General features: G+C 60.3%; 13 protein-coding genes. 5 read left to right on the top strand and 8 right to left on the bottom strand.

Annotated elements, in window-relative coordinates; translation table 11 throughout:
- Nucleotides 1-162: 162 nt before the first annotated feature.
- Together N430_RS19930 and N430_RS19935 are read right to left on the bottom strand one after the other, a co-directional pair.
- Nucleotides 163-1,497, bottom strand: a complete 1,335-nt coding sequence (locus tag N430_RS19930) for an OprD family porin (RefSeq protein WP_110638468.1) — start codon at nt 1,495-1,497, stop codon at nt 163-165.
- A gap of 205 nt (nt 1,498-1,702) precedes the next feature.
- Nucleotides 1,703-1,924, bottom strand: coding sequence for a hypothetical protein (locus N430_RS19935; protein WP_110638469.1), 222 nt, complete (start codon nt 1,922-1,924; stop codon nt 1,703-1,705).
- 450 nt (nt 1,925-2,374) lie between these two features.
- Here N430_RS19935 and N430_RS19940 point away from each other — a divergent pair, with 450 nt between their 5' ends.
- Nucleotides 2,375-5,008 (top strand): RHS repeat-associated core domain-containing protein, encoded by a 2,634-nt coding sequence (locus N430_RS19940; RefSeq protein ID WP_158288801.1) that lies wholly within the window; start codon nt 2,375-2,377, stop codon nt 5,006-5,008.
- A gap of 3 nt (nt 5,009-5,011) precedes the next feature.
- Here N430_RS19940 and N430_RS19945 read toward each other — a convergent pair whose 3' ends face one another.
- Genes N430_RS19945 through N430_RS19960 form a run of 4 tightly spaced genes read right to left on the bottom strand, consistent with a single transcriptional unit; the run spans nt 5,012 to nt 11,314 of the window.
- The gene (locus tag N430_RS19945) at nt 5,012-6,403 is read right to left on the bottom strand and encodes a heavy metal sensor histidine kinase (RefSeq protein ID WP_110638471.1); all 1,392 of its coding nucleotides are present in this window, start codon (nt 6,401-6,403) and stop codon (nt 5,012-5,014) included.
- On the bottom strand, nt 6,378-7,052 hold the full coding sequence (locus N430_RS19950) for a heavy metal response regulator transcription factor (protein ID WP_099814267.1): 675 nt from the start codon (nt 7,050-7,052) through the stop codon (nt 6,378-6,380). Before N430_RS19950 ends, N430_RS19945 begins: the two co-directional genes overlap by 26 nt.
- Before the next feature lie 9 nt (nt 7,053-7,061).
- Nucleotides 7,062-10,154: a multidrug efflux RND transporter permease subunit gene (locus N430_RS19955; protein WP_110638472.1), complete on the bottom strand. Its 3,093-nt coding sequence runs from the start codon at nt 10,152-10,154 to the stop codon at nt 7,062-7,064.
- Nucleotides 10,151-11,314 (bottom strand): efflux RND transporter periplasmic adaptor subunit, encoded by a 1,164-nt coding sequence (locus N430_RS19960; RefSeq protein WP_110638473.1) that lies wholly within the window; start codon nt 11,312-11,314, stop codon nt 10,151-10,153. The genes N430_RS19955 and N430_RS19960 overlap by 4 nt, the downstream gene beginning before the upstream one ends.
- Nucleotides 11,315-12,183: 869 nt before the next feature.
- Between N430_RS19960 and N430_RS19975 the strand changes: the two genes are divergently transcribed.
- Together N430_RS19975 and N430_RS19980 are read left to right on the top strand one after the other, a co-directional pair.
- Nucleotides 12,184-12,441, top strand: a complete 258-nt coding sequence (locus tag N430_RS19975; protein WP_110638474.1) for a hypothetical protein — start codon at nt 12,184-12,186, stop codon at nt 12,439-12,441.
- Complete coding sequence (locus N430_RS19980) at nt 12,431-12,682, top strand: DUF3077 domain-containing protein (RefSeq protein ID WP_110638475.1); 252 nt, start codon at nt 12,431-12,433, stop codon at nt 12,680-12,682. Before N430_RS19975 ends, N430_RS19980 begins: the two co-directional genes overlap by 11 nt.
- 64 nt (nt 12,683-12,746) lie before the next feature.
- Here N430_RS19980 and N430_RS19985 read toward each other — a convergent pair whose 3' ends face one another.
- Together N430_RS19985 and N430_RS19990 are read right to left on the bottom strand one after the other, a co-directional pair.
- Nucleotides 12,747-13,481 (bottom strand): YkgJ family cysteine cluster protein, encoded by a 735-nt coding sequence (locus N430_RS19985; RefSeq protein WP_110638476.1) that lies wholly within the window; start codon nt 13,479-13,481, stop codon nt 12,747-12,749.
- Nucleotides 13,478-13,786, bottom strand: coding sequence for a hypothetical protein (locus N430_RS19990; protein WP_110638477.1), 309 nt, complete (start codon nt 13,784-13,786; stop codon nt 13,478-13,480). Before N430_RS19990 ends, N430_RS19985 begins: the two co-directional genes overlap by 4 nt.
- Nucleotides 13,787-14,000: 214 nt before the next feature.
- Here N430_RS19990 and N430_RS19995 point away from each other — a divergent pair, with 214 nt between their 5' ends.
- Both N430_RS19995 and N430_RS29490 read left to right on the top strand, forming a co-directional pair.
- Nucleotides 14,001-15,758, top strand: a complete 1,758-nt coding sequence (locus N430_RS19995) for an anti-phage dCTP deaminase (RefSeq protein ID WP_110638505.1) — start codon at nt 14,001-14,003, stop codon at nt 15,756-15,758.
- A complete protein-coding gene (locus tag N430_RS29490; RefSeq protein ID WP_158288802.1) occupies nt 15,745-15,903 on the top strand; it encodes a hypothetical protein in 159 nt (52 codons plus the stop codon). Before N430_RS19995 ends, N430_RS29490 begins: the two co-directional genes overlap by 14 nt.
- The last annotated feature ends 13 nt before the right edge of the window (nt 15,904-15,916 follow it).

The raw sequence follows: 15,916 nt of genomic DNA on the forward strand, positions 1-15,916 counted from the left end.
TTTGCGGCGGGCGACATTCTAGGGAAGTGCGGATTGTCGGACAACATTTGTCCGACGGAAATGCGTGTGAGGCTGTTTTACAGCCCAATAACGACACAAGGCCCCTGTAGGAGCGGCCTTGTGTCGCGAAACGAGGGCAAAGCCCTCGCCAGCGGTTTCAGGTCAGAAGATGTTCAGTGGGTAATCGACGATCACCCGCACTTCATCGTTGTCGCTGTTGCTGTCGATCGAGGCATAGCCCTGGCTGCCACGGTGGGTGGCATAGCGCAGCTGCACCGCCAGATCCTTCAGGTCGCCTTCCTGGAACACATACTTCACGTCCAGGTCCCGCTCCCAGTGCATGGCGTTCTTGCCATCGGCGCGGTAGTAATCGTAGTGGCTGGTGTCCTGGGTGGCCTTGGTCAGGTCCGCCTCACCGCGCGAGTACGACAGCGACGTGCTCAGGCCCGGGATGCCGATACCGGCGAAGTTGTAGTCGTACTGCAGCTTCCACGAACGCTCGTTCGGGGCGTTGAAGTCCGAGTACATGCGCGAGTTGTCCAGGTACACGCTGTCGCCCAGGTTGATGTAGTCGAACGGCGTGTTGCCGTTGACCCGCTGGTAGGCGGCGGTGACGCTGTGGTAACCGGCATTGACCGTGAAGTGCAGGCTGTAGGTGTTGTTGTCGATCTTGCCCAGCAGCGCCTGGCCGGTGTCCTGGGTGTGGTAGAAGTGCACGCCCGGGTTCAGGCTGACCAGGTCGTTGACCACGTAGGTGTAGTCGAAGTCAGCGTAGTACTGGTTCCAGATGTCCTTCAGCTCAGCCGCGTACAGGTTGGTGGTGATGTTCTCGGTACCGCTCCACGACGCGCCCGCCCAGTTCAGGTGTTTGCTCTTGTCGTGCTCATCCAGCGAGCCGTAGTAGGTGTCGATACGACGGTGGCCGCTCTGGTTGTACGGGTGGGTGAAGCTGACCTGGCCGCCTTCGAGCAGCAGGCCGTCGACGCTGTGGTTGGTCAGGCTCACGCCGCGGAAGGTCTGCGGCAGCATGCGGGTTTCACCGCCAGCGATCACCGGGTTGGTGATGAACAGGTCACCGGCTTTCAACTCGGTGTCGAATGCCTTGAGCTTGACCGCGGCACCGGCCGTGGAGAACGAGTGCGGGGCGGCGCCCAGCTCACCGTTGTCCTTGATGTGCTCGGGCAGGATGCTGGTGCCGGCATGGCCGCCACCGCCGTCAAGCTTCAGGCCCAGCATGGCATGGGCATCGAGGCCGAAGCCAACCACACCCGGGGTGTAGCCGGACTCGAAACGGGCGACCGCGCCCTGGCCCCACTCGCGGGTGTCGCGCACGCCAGCGTTATGGTTGTCGCGGTTGAAGTAGGCATTACGGAAATGCAGGTTGAAGGACGAACCCTCGATGAAGCCATCAGCCTTGTCTTCATCTGCCTGGGCGGCGAAGGGGATCGTTGCAGTCAACGCAATGAACAGCGGGGTAAAACGAAACGCGGAAGGCACCGGTACTAGCTCCTTTGGTCTGGCGGTGGGGCAGTTTTTATTTTTGAATGCGCATCTTTTTATAGGGGGTACGTTACAGCGGGGCTGATAGTTAGAGCACATAAAAAAAGCCGCTGATCGGCAGCGGCTTTAAAAGGCTAACATATCGGCACCAACGGTGCCCATGGCGTAGCCAAGGGAAAACGGAAGCGGGTGCGACGCGCGATCAGCTATCGGCATTGGCGTCGCTGGAAGCTTTCGAAGCTGTCTGTTCTGCGTCTTTGCCGGCATCGGCCTTGTGTGCCAGGGCTTCGCGGGAGTCTTGGTGAACAGCGGCAAGTTCTGCAGTACGCGCTACGAAAGCCGGGGATTCTTCGGCCATGGCCAGGGGCGACAACAACAGGGACGACAGAACGAAAACGCTGGCAATACCCATACTGTTGGACATGTTTAAAACTACCTTCTTGCGGGGCAAGTGCTATGAGGACGGGGGTAAAGTTAGTCCCTTTAATGCCCTGGAAACAGCGTCTTTGGCGATAAGCACTGTTGCACAAAAGGTAATGATCGGTGGAAAAGCAATTGGACTTTAGCCTGAAAGGCCCGTGCTAGACAGCTTGTGCGGTCAATGCTGGAAGCAGCCTTGCATTGCGAAACTATCATTTTTGCCAGGTGACATGCGGTGCGTCAGGTCAGATGCTTGTGGCATGGCTTCCGACCACTTCTCGAACCGCGAGGCAGGCACGACATGGCAGCGCGGTCGACCAGGCAAATGCGAGTACAGGCAGCTGCGCTGCATGCTGGTACGCCGACAGTCACCAGCCCTTTCCGTACATTGACGCTTTACCGTGCGGCGCGTACCCCAGGCGTTTCGCCGCGGCTGTTGATCGAACGTACGGTCATGGATCCGTCAACCCGGGCAACCCGGATTTTCGGTGCGCGAGCCTTGCTCAACGAGGCCACCACAAACGCCGACGCGGTGACGGTCTCCAACCTTCAGGGCCGGCTTCTGTTGCTGCATACCGCAGACGGTGATGCCTCGCTGACGCTACAGGACAGTGCGGGGCGCGCGCTCTGGTCGCTCAATGCGCAGCAGACAGCGACTGCAATGATCTACGAAGCAGGCTCGCTTGGTGGGCGGCCACAGTCGTTGACGGAGATGGCGAGCGGTGCCCCAGCCGTACGAGTGCGTGAACGCTACCACCATGCCCCCGCAGGCTCAGCCCAGTGGAAGGCACGCAATCTCTGCGGAACCTTGCAGGAAACCTGCAACAACGCAGGCATCGACCGATTGCTCGGCCTGTCACTGACAGGCAAGCCACTGGCGTCCGAGCAATGCTTGCTGAAGGTCGAGATAGAACAACCTGACTGGTCTCGCACCACAGAAGAGGATGTCGAGGCGCCTCTGGAGGTCCTGAATCAGCTCGATGCTACCGGCGCGCTGCTGAGTACCACCCATGCCGCCGGTGTCACCACCTCTGAGGTATACGACATCAGCGGCGCGCGGGGGCAGACCCGGGTCAGTTACAGGAACAGTGGCAAGGTCGAGGAGGTCGCCATCTTGCGCGACGCTCGCTATGACGCGAATGAGAGATTGCTGCAGCAGACCGCCGGTAACGGCCTAGTAGACCGCTATGAATACGATTCTCGAAGCTTGCGTCTCAAGCGACACCTGACCGCTCGCCCGGAGGGACATGATCTGGGCAGCCTGGTGATCAGTGACTCTCATTACGATCATGACCCTGCCGGCAATATCCTGAGCCTCGACGATCAGGGGGCGGACCCTGAGTGGCACAACAACCTTGAAGCCACAGGGCTTCGGCAATACACCTACGACACGTTGAATCGCCTGGTCTTGGCAACGGGACGTGAGCGCGTAGCGGCTGCCCGCCATCATCCATCGTCAGGTACCCAGGTGGATCCGAGCGCCGGGAGTGTCTGGGCGCCCTATACCGAAGAGTACTCCTATGATGACGGAGATAACCTCTATCTGATCCGACATAACGGTGGAACAGGTGGGCGCACGCGAGCGCTCGATGTGGCGCAGAGTAGCAATCGTGCCACTGTGAAGAGCGCTGGCATGACGCTTGATGAAGCGTTCCTGGCCGGCGGCCTTCAGAAACGGTTGGCCGATGGCCGCGCCTTGCACTGGCATGCGGACAACCAATTGAGAGCAGTGAGTCTGGTGAGTCGTGAGCAGGCCGAGGATGACAGTGAACGCTACCACTACCTTGATGGCGGTAAGCGAACACGCAAGATGCACTCGGTGGTTGTCGGTCGTGGCAGGCAGATCACATTGACTACCTACACCCGCGCATTCGAAGTGCGCCAGCGTTTGATGGCCGGTGCAACCGAGCTTCAGCGTCATGTGGTCATCACGACAGTGGGCACTGCTCGTTTGGTGATGAACGAACTCAATGGCGACACACAACTGCGCTTCAGTTTCAGTGATCACCTGAACAGTTCGGGCGGTGAAGCGGATGCAGCTGGAAAAGTCATCGCCCGAGAGGAATATGCACCTTATGGCGGTACTGTGGGTGTCGATGAGCCCGCTATTGAAATCGACAACATGACGCAACGAACAATGCGCCATGCTGGCAAAGAGCGGGATGAAACAGGTTTGTATTACTACGGTTGGCGCTATTATCAACCGGAAACCGGGCGTTGGTTAAGCGCTGATCCGGGAGGCACGCGAGATGGAATAAATCTGTTTCAAATGGCTAAGGGTTCACCTGTGAGGTTCCTCGATGCCGATGGCCAAGAGTCAGTTGATCCCGCTAAGCTTATTAAGCAGACACTGCCTGGCTATCCCGCTACCCCTGACACAATTGCTCGCCTGAGTGGGAGAACCCCGAATGATGATGTGATGGATGCTGAGATTGAGCATACTGTGCTCCTGAAAAAATATACAGTGCACTCCGGGTATCAAGAAGGGGTGAGGTTGTTGGGGTTTGTAAATGAGTTCAGGCCCCATGTGTGGATATTAAGGCATAATTTCAGTGACCCAGAGCAAAAAACGTATGCCTCTACCGTGGTGCTCGAACAGTATAGGTTAATTTCAAAAGCCAACGGGTTCTACGGGCAACTGCCAAGAACGATATTACGCTGGGATGTTGTTAATGATGATGCAATTTCTGCGGCGAGGATCACACCAGAGGAATTGCTTAAGTCTCCCGAGCAAAGAAGACGAGTGATCACCGAGCGCTTTTTGGACAGTCCTGGCAACGGGCGGCATACCCAGAGAATTGTCAATGCACTCGGTATGGATGTCACCAGTGTCAAGCTGCATTCAGTCAAGACGCGTGGAGAAAAAATATCAGTCATCGCAATTAACGTAAGACCCCAAGGTGCTCATTCGGAGGAAGCAAGTGCCGTCGATATAGCGTTGGAGAGAGCGCGTGCGCGCGCATCGCCAGAGTTACAGGCATTGGCTTTCGAAGAAATACCATGCAATGCGTTATTTCTTCAGCGACCGTTTGCGTCCGTTGCGTACGCAGGGGCAGAGAGCACAGAGAATGTAAAACAAACAATCTGAGCTTTACGTACGGATACCCGGTAAACGCATGCCAAAGGTATTTGAACCCGCCAGGCTGATGACGAATACTTCGCCGCCGTGCATCAGCGCAATCGCCTTGACGATCGCCAACCCCAACCCATGGTTGCCACCGCCGCTGTTGCTGCGCGCCGCATCCACCCGGTAGAACCGTTCGAACAGCAGCGGCAGGTGCGCCTCTTCGATGGCTGGCCCGGGGTTGCTCACGGCAATGCAGACCTGCTCCGGTCCTGCTTCGATCTGCACCTCGATCACCTGGTGCGGCGCCGTATGCTGCACGGCGTTGTTCAGCAGGTTGATCAACGCCCGGCGCAGCTGGGCCTTTTCGATGGGCGCCTGAGCGTCGCCGCTGACGGTGACGCTGACCTGGGCGTCTTCGAGGATGTAGTCGAGGTAATCGAGGGTGGTGGCCACTTCTTCGGCCAGCGAGGCCTGGGTCAGGGCGGTGGCCTTGCTGCCCTGGTCGGCGCTGGCGAGGAACAGCATGTCGTTGATGATGCTGCGCAGGCGCTCCAGTTCTTCCAGGTTCGATTGCAGCACCTCGAAGTAATGCTCGGCGCTGCGCCCGCGGGTGAGGGCGACCTGGGTCTGGCCGATCAGGTTGGTCAGTGGCGAGCGCAGTTCGTGGGCAACGTCGGCGTTGAAGGCTTCCAGCCGCGAATAGGCCTGGCTGACCCGGTCCAGCGCAGCATTGAAGGCACCGGCGAACTGTGCCAGTTCTGGTGCCAGGTTCTGCGTCTGCAAGCGGCCATCCAGGCGCGGCGGTGCCAGCGCTTGGGCCTCCACGGACAGCGCCAGCAGCGGTCGAAGGCCGATGCGCGCCACCCAGTAACCCAGCACCGAAGCCAGCAGCACGCCGAGCACGGCAAGGCCGACAATGGCCACCAGCAGGCTGTGCTGGGCTTGCCAGAAAGTTTCGGTGTCGATGCCGATCAGAAAGCGCAGCGGCGGGCGCTCGCCCAGGGCCGGCAGTTCGCTGACCAGCACCTTGTACGGGTAGAGGCGGTCGGGCAGGCGCAGGTCACGCATGCCTTGCGGGCCCTCGGCGAAGGCGCGCACCAGTTCGCTGGGCTGGCCGTACTCGTAGGCCGGGTTGCTGCTGACCACCCAGAAGCGGATGCGCTTGTCTTCCTCGCTGAGCAGGTTGAGCTTGTTGTTGATCTTGGCCCAGTGCTCGGGTGTGCCGAAACGGTTGAGGGTGGACTCCAGCACGCTGAAACGCGCATCCAGCTCGGCCGCCGGCAACAGGTCGAGGCTGCGGTCGACCTGGCGGTACAGCGCCGAACCGATCAGCACGAACACCCCCAGCGCCACGAGGATGAACAGTGCCGACAGGCGCAGGGCGATGGAGTTAAGCGGCGCGGTTTTCCAGGACATAGCCCATGCCTCGGATGGTGTGCAGCAGCTTGTTGTCGAACGGCCCGTCGAGCTTGGCACGCAGGCGCTTGATGGCCACTTCGACGACATTGGCGTCGCTGTCGAAGTTGATGTCCCAGACCAGCTCGGCGATGGCGGTCTTGGAAAGGATTTCGCCCTGGCGCCGGGCCAGCACGCTGAGCAGCGAGAACTCCTTGGCGGTCAGCTCCAGGCGCTGGCCGGCACGGCTGGCCTTGCGCGCCATCAAGTCGATCCACAGGTCGCCGACCTGGATCTGCAATGGCTCGTGGGTGCTGCTGCGGCGGGTCAGGGCCTGCAGCCGGGCGACCAGTTCGAGGAACGAGAACGGCTTGCCCAGGTAATCGTCGGCGCCTTCGCGCAGGCCGTGGATGCGGTCTTCGACGCGCTCGCGGGCGGTGAGCATGATCACCGGCGTCTGCTTGCGCGCGCGCAGTGCGCGCAGCACGCCGTAGCCGTCCAGGCCCGGCAGCATCACATCGAGCACGATCACCGCGTAGTCGCCCTCCAGGGCCAGGTGCAAGCCGTCGATGCCGTCCCGTGCAAGGTCGACGGTAAAGCCCTGCTCGGTCAGGCCGCGATGCAGGTAGTCGGCGGTTTTTTCTTCGTCTTCGATGATCAGCACACGCATGGTCTTGTCCTAGCTGGCACTTGGCGCCGCCGCACGGGCGGCCTGGCGGCGGTGGAACAGGCGCTCCAGGGCCAAGTATATGACCGGGGTAGTGAACAGCGTCAGCGCCTGGCTCACCAGCAACCCGCCAACCACCGCGATGCCCAGTGGCTGGCGCAGTTCGGCGCCAGCGCCGAAGCCGAACATCAGCGGCACCGCGCCGAGCAGGGCGGCGAGGGTGGTCATGATGATTGGCCGGAAGCGCGTCAGGCACGCCTGGTGAATCGCCTGCTCGGGTGTCATGCCGTGGTGGCGCTGGGCTTCCAGGGCGAAGTCGATGAGCAGGATGCCGTTCTTCTTGACGATGCCGATCAGCAGCACCACGCCGATCAGGCCCATGATGCTGAAGTCCTGGCCCATCGCCCAGAGCAAGATCAACGCACCCAGGCCGGCCGAGGGCAGGGTGGAAATGATGGTCAGTGGGTGGACGAAGCTCTCGTAGAGCACGCCGAGGATGATGTACACCGCTACCAGTGCGGCGAGGATCAGCCATGGCTGGCTCGACAGCGAACTCTGGAACGCCTGGGCCGCGCCCTGGAAGTTGCCGCTGATCGAGTCGGGCATGCCCAGTTCGCGCTGGGTGCGTTCGAGGATCTTCACCGCATCGCCCAGGGCCACGCCGGGGGCCAGGTTGAACGACAGGTTGGCCGCCGGGAACAGGCCATCGTGGCTGATCGACAGCGGGCCGGTGCTCGGCGGCGCGACATGCGCCAGGGCCGACAGTGGCACCATCTCGTTGGTCAGCGGAGAGCGCAGGTAGAAGAAGTTCAGGCTCTCGGCTTTGCCGCGCTGCTTCGCGTCCAGTTCGAGGATCACCTTGTACTGGTTGGTCTCGGTCTGGAACTCGCTGATCTGCCGCTGGCCGAAGGCGTCGTACAGCGCCTGGTCGACGTCGGTGGTGGTCAGGCCGAAGCGTGCTGCGGCCTGGCGGTCGATGTCGATGCGGGTGACGCTGGCGCCCAGCTGCAAGTCGTTGGACAGGTCACGGAACACCGGGTTTTCCCGCAGGCGGTCGGTCAGGCGCTGGGTCCACAGGTTCAGCGCCACGCCGTCGTTGCTCTTGAGCACGTACTGGTACTGGGTGCGCGAGGGGCCGGAGCTGAGGTTGATGTCCTGGCCGGCACGCATGTACAGGACGATGCCCGGCACCTGGGCCAGCTTCGGTCGCAGGCGGTCGATCAACTCGCTGGCCGACACATCGCGCTCGCCACGCGGCTTGAGGGCGATCCAGAAGCGGCCGTTGGCGATGGTCTGGTTGCTGCCGGTGACCCCCACCGAATGGGAGTAGGCTTGCACCGCCGGGTCGTCGCCGATGATCTTCGCCAGCGCCAGGTGCTTCTCGACCATCGACGGGTACGACACGTCTGCCGCCGCCTCGGTGGTGCCGAGAATGAAACCGGTGTCCTGCAGCGGGAAGAAACCCTTGGGAATGCCGACGTAACCGACCACGGCCAGGGCCAGGGTCACGCCGAACACGCCCAGGGTCAGGCGCTGGTGGGCGAGCGCGCGGTTCAGGCCTTTTTCGTACCACTTCACCAGGCGCTCGCCAAAGCCACCGTGCTGCTCGCCGGGCGGGCGGCGCATGAACAATGCGCACAAGGTGGGGGCCAGGGTCAGCGACACCATCACCGAAATCAGGATGGTCGAGGTGGCGGTCAGGGCGAATTCCTTGAACAGCCGGCCGACCACCCCGCCCATGAACAGCAGCGGGATGAACGCGGCGATCAGCGAGAAGCTGATCGACACCACAGTGAAACCGATCTCGCCGGCGCCTTTGAGCGCCGCCGTGCGGCTGTCGTCGCCGGCCTCCAGGTGGCGGTGGATGTTCTCCACCACGACGATGGCGTCGTCCACCACGAAGCCCACTGAGATGACGATGGCCACCAGCGTGAGGTTGTTGAGGCTGAAGCCCAGCACATACATCAATGCACAACTGGCGATCAGCGACACCCCGAGCACGCTGGACACCACCATCGTTGCAGACCACTGGCGCAGGAACAGCGCCATCACCCCGATCACCAGGGCTACGGCGATCATCAGGGTCAGTTCCACCTCATGCAAAGAGGCGCGGATGGTCTGGGTACGGTCCTGCAGCACCGACACTTCGATCGACGCCGGGAGCATTTCCTGCAGCTTGGGCAGGGCCTCCAGCACCCGGTCGACGGTGTCGACGATGTTCGCCCCGGGCTGGCGGAACACCACCAGGTTGAGCCCTGGCTGGTCGCCGGACCAGGCTTTGACGTAGGCGTTCTCGGCGCCGTTGATGACCTTGGCCACGTCCTTGAGGTGCACCGGCGCGCCGTTGCGGTACGAGACGATCAGCTGGGCGTAGTCCTCGGGGTGGAACAGCTGGTCGTTGGCGGCGATGGTCGAGACGCTGTGTTCGCCGTACAGCGCGCCCTTGGCCAGGTTCAGGCTGGTCTGCTGAATGGCCTGGCGCACATCGGCCAGGGTCAGGCCGATGGCGGCGAGTTTTTCCGGCTGGGCCTGCACGCGGATGGCCGGGCGCAGCTGGCCGGTGATGTTGATCAGGCCGACCCCTTCGATCTGGCTGAGCTGGCGCGCCAGCAACGTCTCGGCGTAGTCGCTGAGGTCATTGCCGGGCATCTGCGCGGAGCTGACGGTGAGCACCAGCACCGGGCTGTCGGCCGGGTTGACCTTGCGCCAGGTCGGCGGGTTGGGCAGGTCCTGGGGCAGGCGCGCGGTGGCGGTGTTGATCGCCGCCTGGACTTCCTGGGCGGCGGTGTCGATGTTCTTGTCGAGGGTGAACTGCAGGATCAGCGTGGTCGAGCCCAGCGCACTGCTGCTGGTCATCTGGGTCATGCCGGGGATGGCACTGAACTGCACCTCCAGCGGCGTGGCCACCGAGGACGCCATGGTTTCCGGGCTGGCACCGGGCAGCTGGGTGGTGACCTGGATGGTCGGGAAGTCCGCTTCGGGCAACGGCGCCACCGGCAGCCGCGGGAAGGCGATGGCGCCGAGCAGCACCAGGGCGAAGGTCAGCAGCAGGGTGGCGATCGGGTGGTCGATGCACCAGGCCGAAACACCGTTGCGGGTATTCATGGCTGGCTCCTGCGGTCAGCCATTTCCGCCGGCGGCGGTGCGTCCGGAGTGACCTCGACCCGCGAGCCGGGCTTGAGCCGTGACTGGCCGTCGAGCACCAGGCGCTCGCCCGGCTTGACCCCGGCGATGATGTTCAGGCCGCTGTCCTGGTACAGCACCTTGACCGGCACGGCGGTGACCTTGTCACCGTCCAGGCGGTAGACGAAGTGCCCGTCGACGCCCCGCTGCACCACCGGTGGCGGCACCACCAGGGCGTTTTCCTCGACCGCCGTGCGCAGGCGGATGGTGACCAGTTGCCCCGGCCACAGGTGGCCGTCCTTGTTGTCGAATTCGGCCTTGACCCGCACCGTGCCAGTGTTGGCCGAGATCTGGTTGTCGATCAGCGCCAGGTGGCCTTCGCCGAGCAGGTTGCGTTCGCCATCGGCGTCCATGTACGCCTCCACCAGCGCCGGGGTTGGCGCCTTGAGCAGGGCTTGCAGGGTCGGCAGCATCTGTTGCGGCAGGGCGAACTCGACGGCGATCGGGTCGATCTGGGTGACGCTGAACAGGCCTTGGGTATCCGTGGTGCGCACCAGGTTGCCGGGGTCGACATTGCGGATGCCGACACGCCCGGTCACCGGCGAGCGGATCTGCGTGTACGACAGCTGCACCTCGGCATTGGCGATGGCCGCCTGGTTGCCCTTGACCGTGGCTTGCAGTTGGTTGACCAGCGCCTGCTGCTGGTCGAGGGTCTGCTTGGACACGCCATCGTCGGTGCTGAGCAGGCGGTAGCGCTTGAGGTCGACACCGGCCACCTGGATCTGTGCCTGGCTCTGGCCGAGCTGGGCACGGGCCTGGTCGAGCGTGGCGCGGATTGCGCGGTCATCCAGGGTGGCGAGCAGGTCGCCTTCCTTCACCCACTGGCCTTCCTTGACCAGCACCTGGGTCAGCACGCCTTCGACTTGTGGTCGTACTTCAACGCTGTGCAGGGACAGCACCGAGCCGATGGCGCTGGCGTAGCGCGGCACGTCTTGCTGGGCGACGGCGACCACGCGCACCGGGATCGCCGTTTGGGCGCGCGGTGTGGTGGCCGGCTGGCGCTGGGCATACCAGACGCCTGCGGTCGCCAGGGCGAGTAGTGCCAATGCGGCGAGAAGTACAGAGCGGGAAGGACGTCGCATCGGCGCGGGCACCTTGGCCAAGGGGTAGGGACGGAGTTGTGTATTGGAGTTTATAGCGCGGTGACCCGGTCGGCAGCGTGACAGCTGGCTGACAGCGGTGACAGGTTGGGGTTCGGGTTGGGTTGGGAGTGAGGGTTCTGGCGCCTGGCTGGAGGTTGTTGTGGGCTTTGGGGGGCATGCCTTGAGTGTTGTGGTGATGCGGAAATCGAGCGCCGCCCGCGCGGCGCATCGCGGGCAAGCCCGCTCCCACATTTGTTTCGGGCCAGTCTCTCCTGTGAAGCCAACAGGGACCGCCTTGGTGCATGACTGGAGACAGGTGGAGCAGCATCTGTGCCCGCCGAGATGCATCGCCGGACCCTGTAGGCTTCCACCGAGATGTATCGCCATACAAACAAGGCGGTCCCTGTTGGCGGCACAGGAGTAACTGGCCCGAAACAAATGTGGGAGCGGGCTTGCCCGCGATGCGCCGCGCGGGCGGCGCTCGATCTCATAGGCGCTGAAGATGTTGTGGCAGGCACATGGTCGCCCTAACGCGAACCTGCCACCAGCTGTAGGAAGAGTCTGAATCTGAAACCAAATGCTTCAAGAGCGCAGGGGGGACGAATTATCCTACGCGCTCTGTCGGATGGCGTCTGATAGGCGGGGAACTGTTTCAGCGATAACTTCACGGTTCGCCAAAAACGGCGAGCGGCCGTGAGAAGCCGCAGCTGCTTCTAGGATGCCATTTTTCATGGCAGCCGTGCGCGTGCGGACTTCGGTCCGGGCCGCGGTTCCTGGACGCGGTCTTCTCACCTCGCGTACGGCTGCCACCCAATCCGTGAGAAGAGCACGGTGGTTGCTTTCCAAATAGCAATTTCAGGAAAGTTAACATGAAGAAAATAGTTCCAGATCCACCTCTTTCGTTCCCACTCCCTTACCTCACAATAATCGCCGACCTAACCGTCGAAGACGCCAAGCCCCACGCTGCCGCTCTCATGGACAGCCTCTCCCGCACCATCCAGGTCTTGCTCGAAACCGAATGCCAAGACCACCGCCAGGTCCTGCTGGAAAACATGAGTATCCTCACCGAGCTGCTCCGAACCCTGTTCTCCCACATGGCAATGCGGGAGATAGCCCATGACCAATGAACTGAAGTCACGCAGCACAGCCGGCAAAGAAACCTTCCTCGACTTGTACGCCATCCAGCCGGGTATCCCGCTCGATCATGCCTTCGATGAGTTGTCGGTCTTGCTCGGTTGCATCCGCCATTTGAGCGAAGAGGCGGAAATGGAGGGCAACCTGATAGCAGGCAGTGCGGCGCGGATTCTCAGTGCCATGGCCAAGGCGCTGATCAATGATATGGAAATGGGCTTGAATCGCAGCGCCTGAACGTTATTGGGGCCGCTTTGCGGCCCTTCGCGGGCACGCCCGCGAAGAGGCCGGACCTGCTTACCTAGAACCCGATAAAGGCATAGTAGACCGGCGCTTCAGCAGTGGTCTGCAACCCCCGAACCTGCAAGTCATTCACCAGCTCAGGCTGCTCCACATGCAGCATCCACTCAGCCCCGCTCCCTGATGACGCCTGCGCGAGAGCGGCGGCAAACGCGCTCATGTCCGGCAAATAAGCAGTAAACCCATTGCCCTTGAGCGCACTGGTGGTCATCCCCAGTGCCTCGCAGATAGCCACCTTGGCCGCGATATCATCACGGTCCGCCTGCCGCGAAGCCTGCACCAGCGCCAGCAGCGCCGGGTCCACCGGCAGTGTGCCGTGGATCAACTCGGGCCCGTGCTCCCAGGCCTCGGGCGGGCAGTCCTTGTTCTCCGGCCGCAGCGGAATATGCGGATTGATCTCCACCGGGTAGATGCGACAGACCAGCGGTCGGTTTTCGTAAATGGTGCACAGGTCGTTGTCGTCGAGGTTGCGACAGCGCCCGGGGTTGAATGCGGCAAAGGTCACTGAAACGCGTACTTCGCTGCCCCCGCAAGGCACCGGGTACGAGCGACGCAGCACATGCTCGCGCTGGTCCGTCGGCATCCCCGGCCCATCGGTCACGAAGCCTTCGATCAAGACCACCACCTGGCCACCGCCTGCCGCCCACTGGCGCGCTTCGTCCAAGGTCAGCGGTACATGGTGGCCGGTACAGCACTTGCCACAGCCGGTACAGGCAAAACGCAGGCTGTCGTTCACTTGGCGTCCGGGTTCCATTCGCTGACAAAGGCCTGCTGCTGCTTGCGGTCGTACAGGCACAGTTCGGTGCCCGTCTGTTGCTGCATGTGCTTCTGTGGATAAACCCCTTCGATCAGCAGGGCGCTGAAACCGACCTGGTCATCGAACTCCGCCGGCTTGCCGCGGGCGTGGGCATCCTTGAACTGGCTGGCTTTGAGGCAGGCCTTGAGCATCTGCTGGCGTTGCTCGTTCCAGGCTTGCGTGGTGGAGGCCTGGGCGGCGAAAGCTGAAAAGGCAAGTACAAGGAAAAGCGCCGAGCGATTCATGGCTACATCCATCTACAAATGTCTGAATTATGCCGTTGCTGCCACGGCATGCAAGTGAATATTTCCTACGCTGTTTTCAGATTTTTTACGCATTGTTTCAATGTAGAGCCATAGCAATAATCTGTGATGTTTCACGAGCTTGAAAATGCAAGCGCTGCAGCTATACATAAAATGCAGTGCGATAAGAGTGTTGGTTGCTTTGCGGGAGGCTAGTATGCGTTTCGAAGGGAGCTACGAAGAACTGCAAGAAAAATTAATACAGCTAAATGCTGCAGGCGTATGGAAAGTATTGAATCCAAATCAGTATCAATTCAGGTCGAACAGTGGTGGGGTATTGAATTGGTATCCCAGCACTCGAAACATGACGTTTCAAGGTAAACCGTCCGCCGCCGATGAACTCGAAATTCTCGTTTCGAAAATCTTGGGGGCGGAAGAGGGGCCGCAGTCACTCGATTCAACTCAGGCAGCTGGGGAGGCGATAAAGAAACTTTCTGCCGAGGAGAGTGCTATAAACTCATCATTTCTTGATGATTCATATTCTGACTCTGAGCTCGTCATTGGTTTGGTCGGCGCTATTGGCACTGATCTGAGGGTTGTCTGTCAGTTGATAGAAGAAAGGTTGAAGGCGTTTTCATACGTGACTCAGCAAATAAAGATATCTTCCGATGTTATTTCAATGCTAGGTGAAAAGCCCGATTCCAAAAATGAGTTTGAGCGCATTGATAAATTCATGGCTGAGGGCAACAGGCTTAGGAAAGAGTGTCGTGATAACTCTGTTCTTGCATTGGGGGCGGCGGCAGTTATTGGTAGGCGGCGTGCCGAAATGGATCCCCGGCGAAATGCTTACATTATCAATTCTCTGAAAAGTCCTTATGAAGTGCAGCGGCTTAGGAAAATTTATGCGGGCGGATTCTTTTTGATAGGCGTTCATGCTGATTACGATCGCCGGCATGAATATTTGGCGAAAGATTTACGAATGAGTGAAACAGAGATTGCAAACCTTGTTTCCCGCGATGAAAACGAGAAGGAGGAGTTCGGTCAGCACACGCGCGATACCTACCACCTATCTGACTTCTTCATCAGTTATGATGGTAATCATGATGCGCTGAAGCAGCAGGTGTGGAGGGTGCTTAATTTGTTGTTCGGTAAGCCTTACGTGACACCGACTTTTGATGAGTATGCGATGTTCATGGCTTTCTCTGCTTCATTGCGCTCGGCAGACCTATCCCGTCAAGTCGGGGCTGTCATTGCCAAGGAAAACTGTATCGTCGCGACTGGAGCTAATGATGTTCCCCGTGCTGAAGGTGGGCTCTATTGGCCTGAAATAAATGCTAGTCATGAAATCGTTGATGCCGAAGATGGCCGGGACTACATGCGAGGGGAGGACTCCAATGCCGCCCAGAAAAAGGCGATAATCGACCAGCTCATCAAGATCGTACCGGAAAATCTCAGGGCAGAATTAGCACCCTTGATAAGAAGCAGTAGTATCAAGGACATCACGGAGTATGGAAGGGTTGTGCATGCGGAAATGGAAGCGCTTCTTTCCTCAAGCCGAACGGGAGTCAGCCCGCTAGGTAGTACGCTCTACTGCACAACCTTTCCTTGTCATAATTGCGCCAAGCATATAATTGCTGCAGGTATAAAAAGGGTTGTTTACGTCGAGCCTTACCCCAAAAGCAAGGCATTGCAATTTCACTCAGATGCCATTACTACCCATGAAGGAAGCCCCGGTGTTTTCTTCGAGCCTTTCATGGGGGTAGGCCCTCGCAGCTTCTTCGATCTTTTTTCCACGAACCTTGGAAGTGGCTATCCTGTCATACGTAAAACAGATGAGGGTCAGGTGGTTGACTGGCGTGAGGCAGATGCTAGATTGCGCACCCAAATGTTGCCATGTTCGTACATCGAGCGCGAATTCATAGCTAGTACTATGCTGTCAACATACTTGAAGGAGAAACCCGATGAACGGCTCTAAACAGGATTTTCTTCGCTATCTGGATGATTGCAGAAAGAAGGTCGAACAATGGCCTACCTGGAAACAGGAGGCGTTGAAAGCACCGGGAAGACAGCGTTCTCAGGCTGATGAGGGCTGCCAGGCTCGTGCTCAGTCCAAGCGTTGATGGACAGAAGGGG

Source organism: Pseudomonas sp. CC120222-01a (assembly GCF_003097235.1).
GTDB lineage: Bacteria > Pseudomonadota > Gammaproteobacteria > Pseudomonadales > Pseudomonadaceae > Aquipseudomonas.

Excerpts from the sequence above, each read along its gene's own strand:
- N430_RS19975 (WP_110638474.1), top strand. The coding sequence starts at position 12,184 with ATGAAGAAAATAGTTCCAGATCCACCTCTTTCGTTCCCACTCCCTTAC.
- N430_RS19990 (WP_110638477.1), bottom strand. The coding sequence starts at position 13,786 with ATGAATCGCTCGGCGCTTTTCCTTGTACTTGCCTTTTCAGCTTTCGCC.
- N430_RS19995 (WP_110638505.1), top strand. The coding sequence starts at position 14,001 with ATGCGTTTCGAAGGGAGCTACGAAGAACTGCAAGAAAAATTAATACAG.
- N430_RS19980 (WP_110638475.1), top strand. The coding sequence starts at position 12,431 with ATGACCAATGAACTGAAGTCACGCAGCACAGCCGGCAAAGAAACCTTC.
- N430_RS19955 (WP_110638472.1), bottom strand. The coding sequence starts at position 10,154 with ATGAATACCCGCAACGGTGTTTCGGCCTGGTGCATCGACCACCCGATC.
- N430_RS19935 (WP_110638469.1), bottom strand. The coding sequence starts at position 1,924 with ATGTCCAACAGTATGGGTATTGCCAGCGTTTTCGTTCTGTCGTCCCTG.
- N430_RS29490 (WP_158288802.1), top strand. The coding sequence starts at position 15,745 with ATGAACGGCTCTAAACAGGATTTTCTTCGCTATCTGGATGATTGCAGA.
- N430_RS19940 (WP_158288801.1), top strand. The coding sequence starts at position 2,375 with ATGGATCCGTCAACCCGGGCAACCCGGATTTTCGGTGCGCGAGCCTTG.
- N430_RS19950 (WP_099814267.1), bottom strand. The coding sequence starts at position 7,052 with ATGCGTGTGCTGATCATCGAAGACGAAGAAAAAACCGCCGACTACCTG.
- N430_RS19960 (WP_110638473.1), bottom strand. The coding sequence starts at position 11,314 with ATGCGACGTCCTTCCCGCTCTGTACTTCTCGCCGCATTGGCACTACTC.
- N430_RS19945 (WP_110638471.1), bottom strand. The coding sequence starts at position 6,403 with ATGTCCTGGAAAACCGCGCCGCTTAACTCCATCGCCCTGCGCCTGTCG.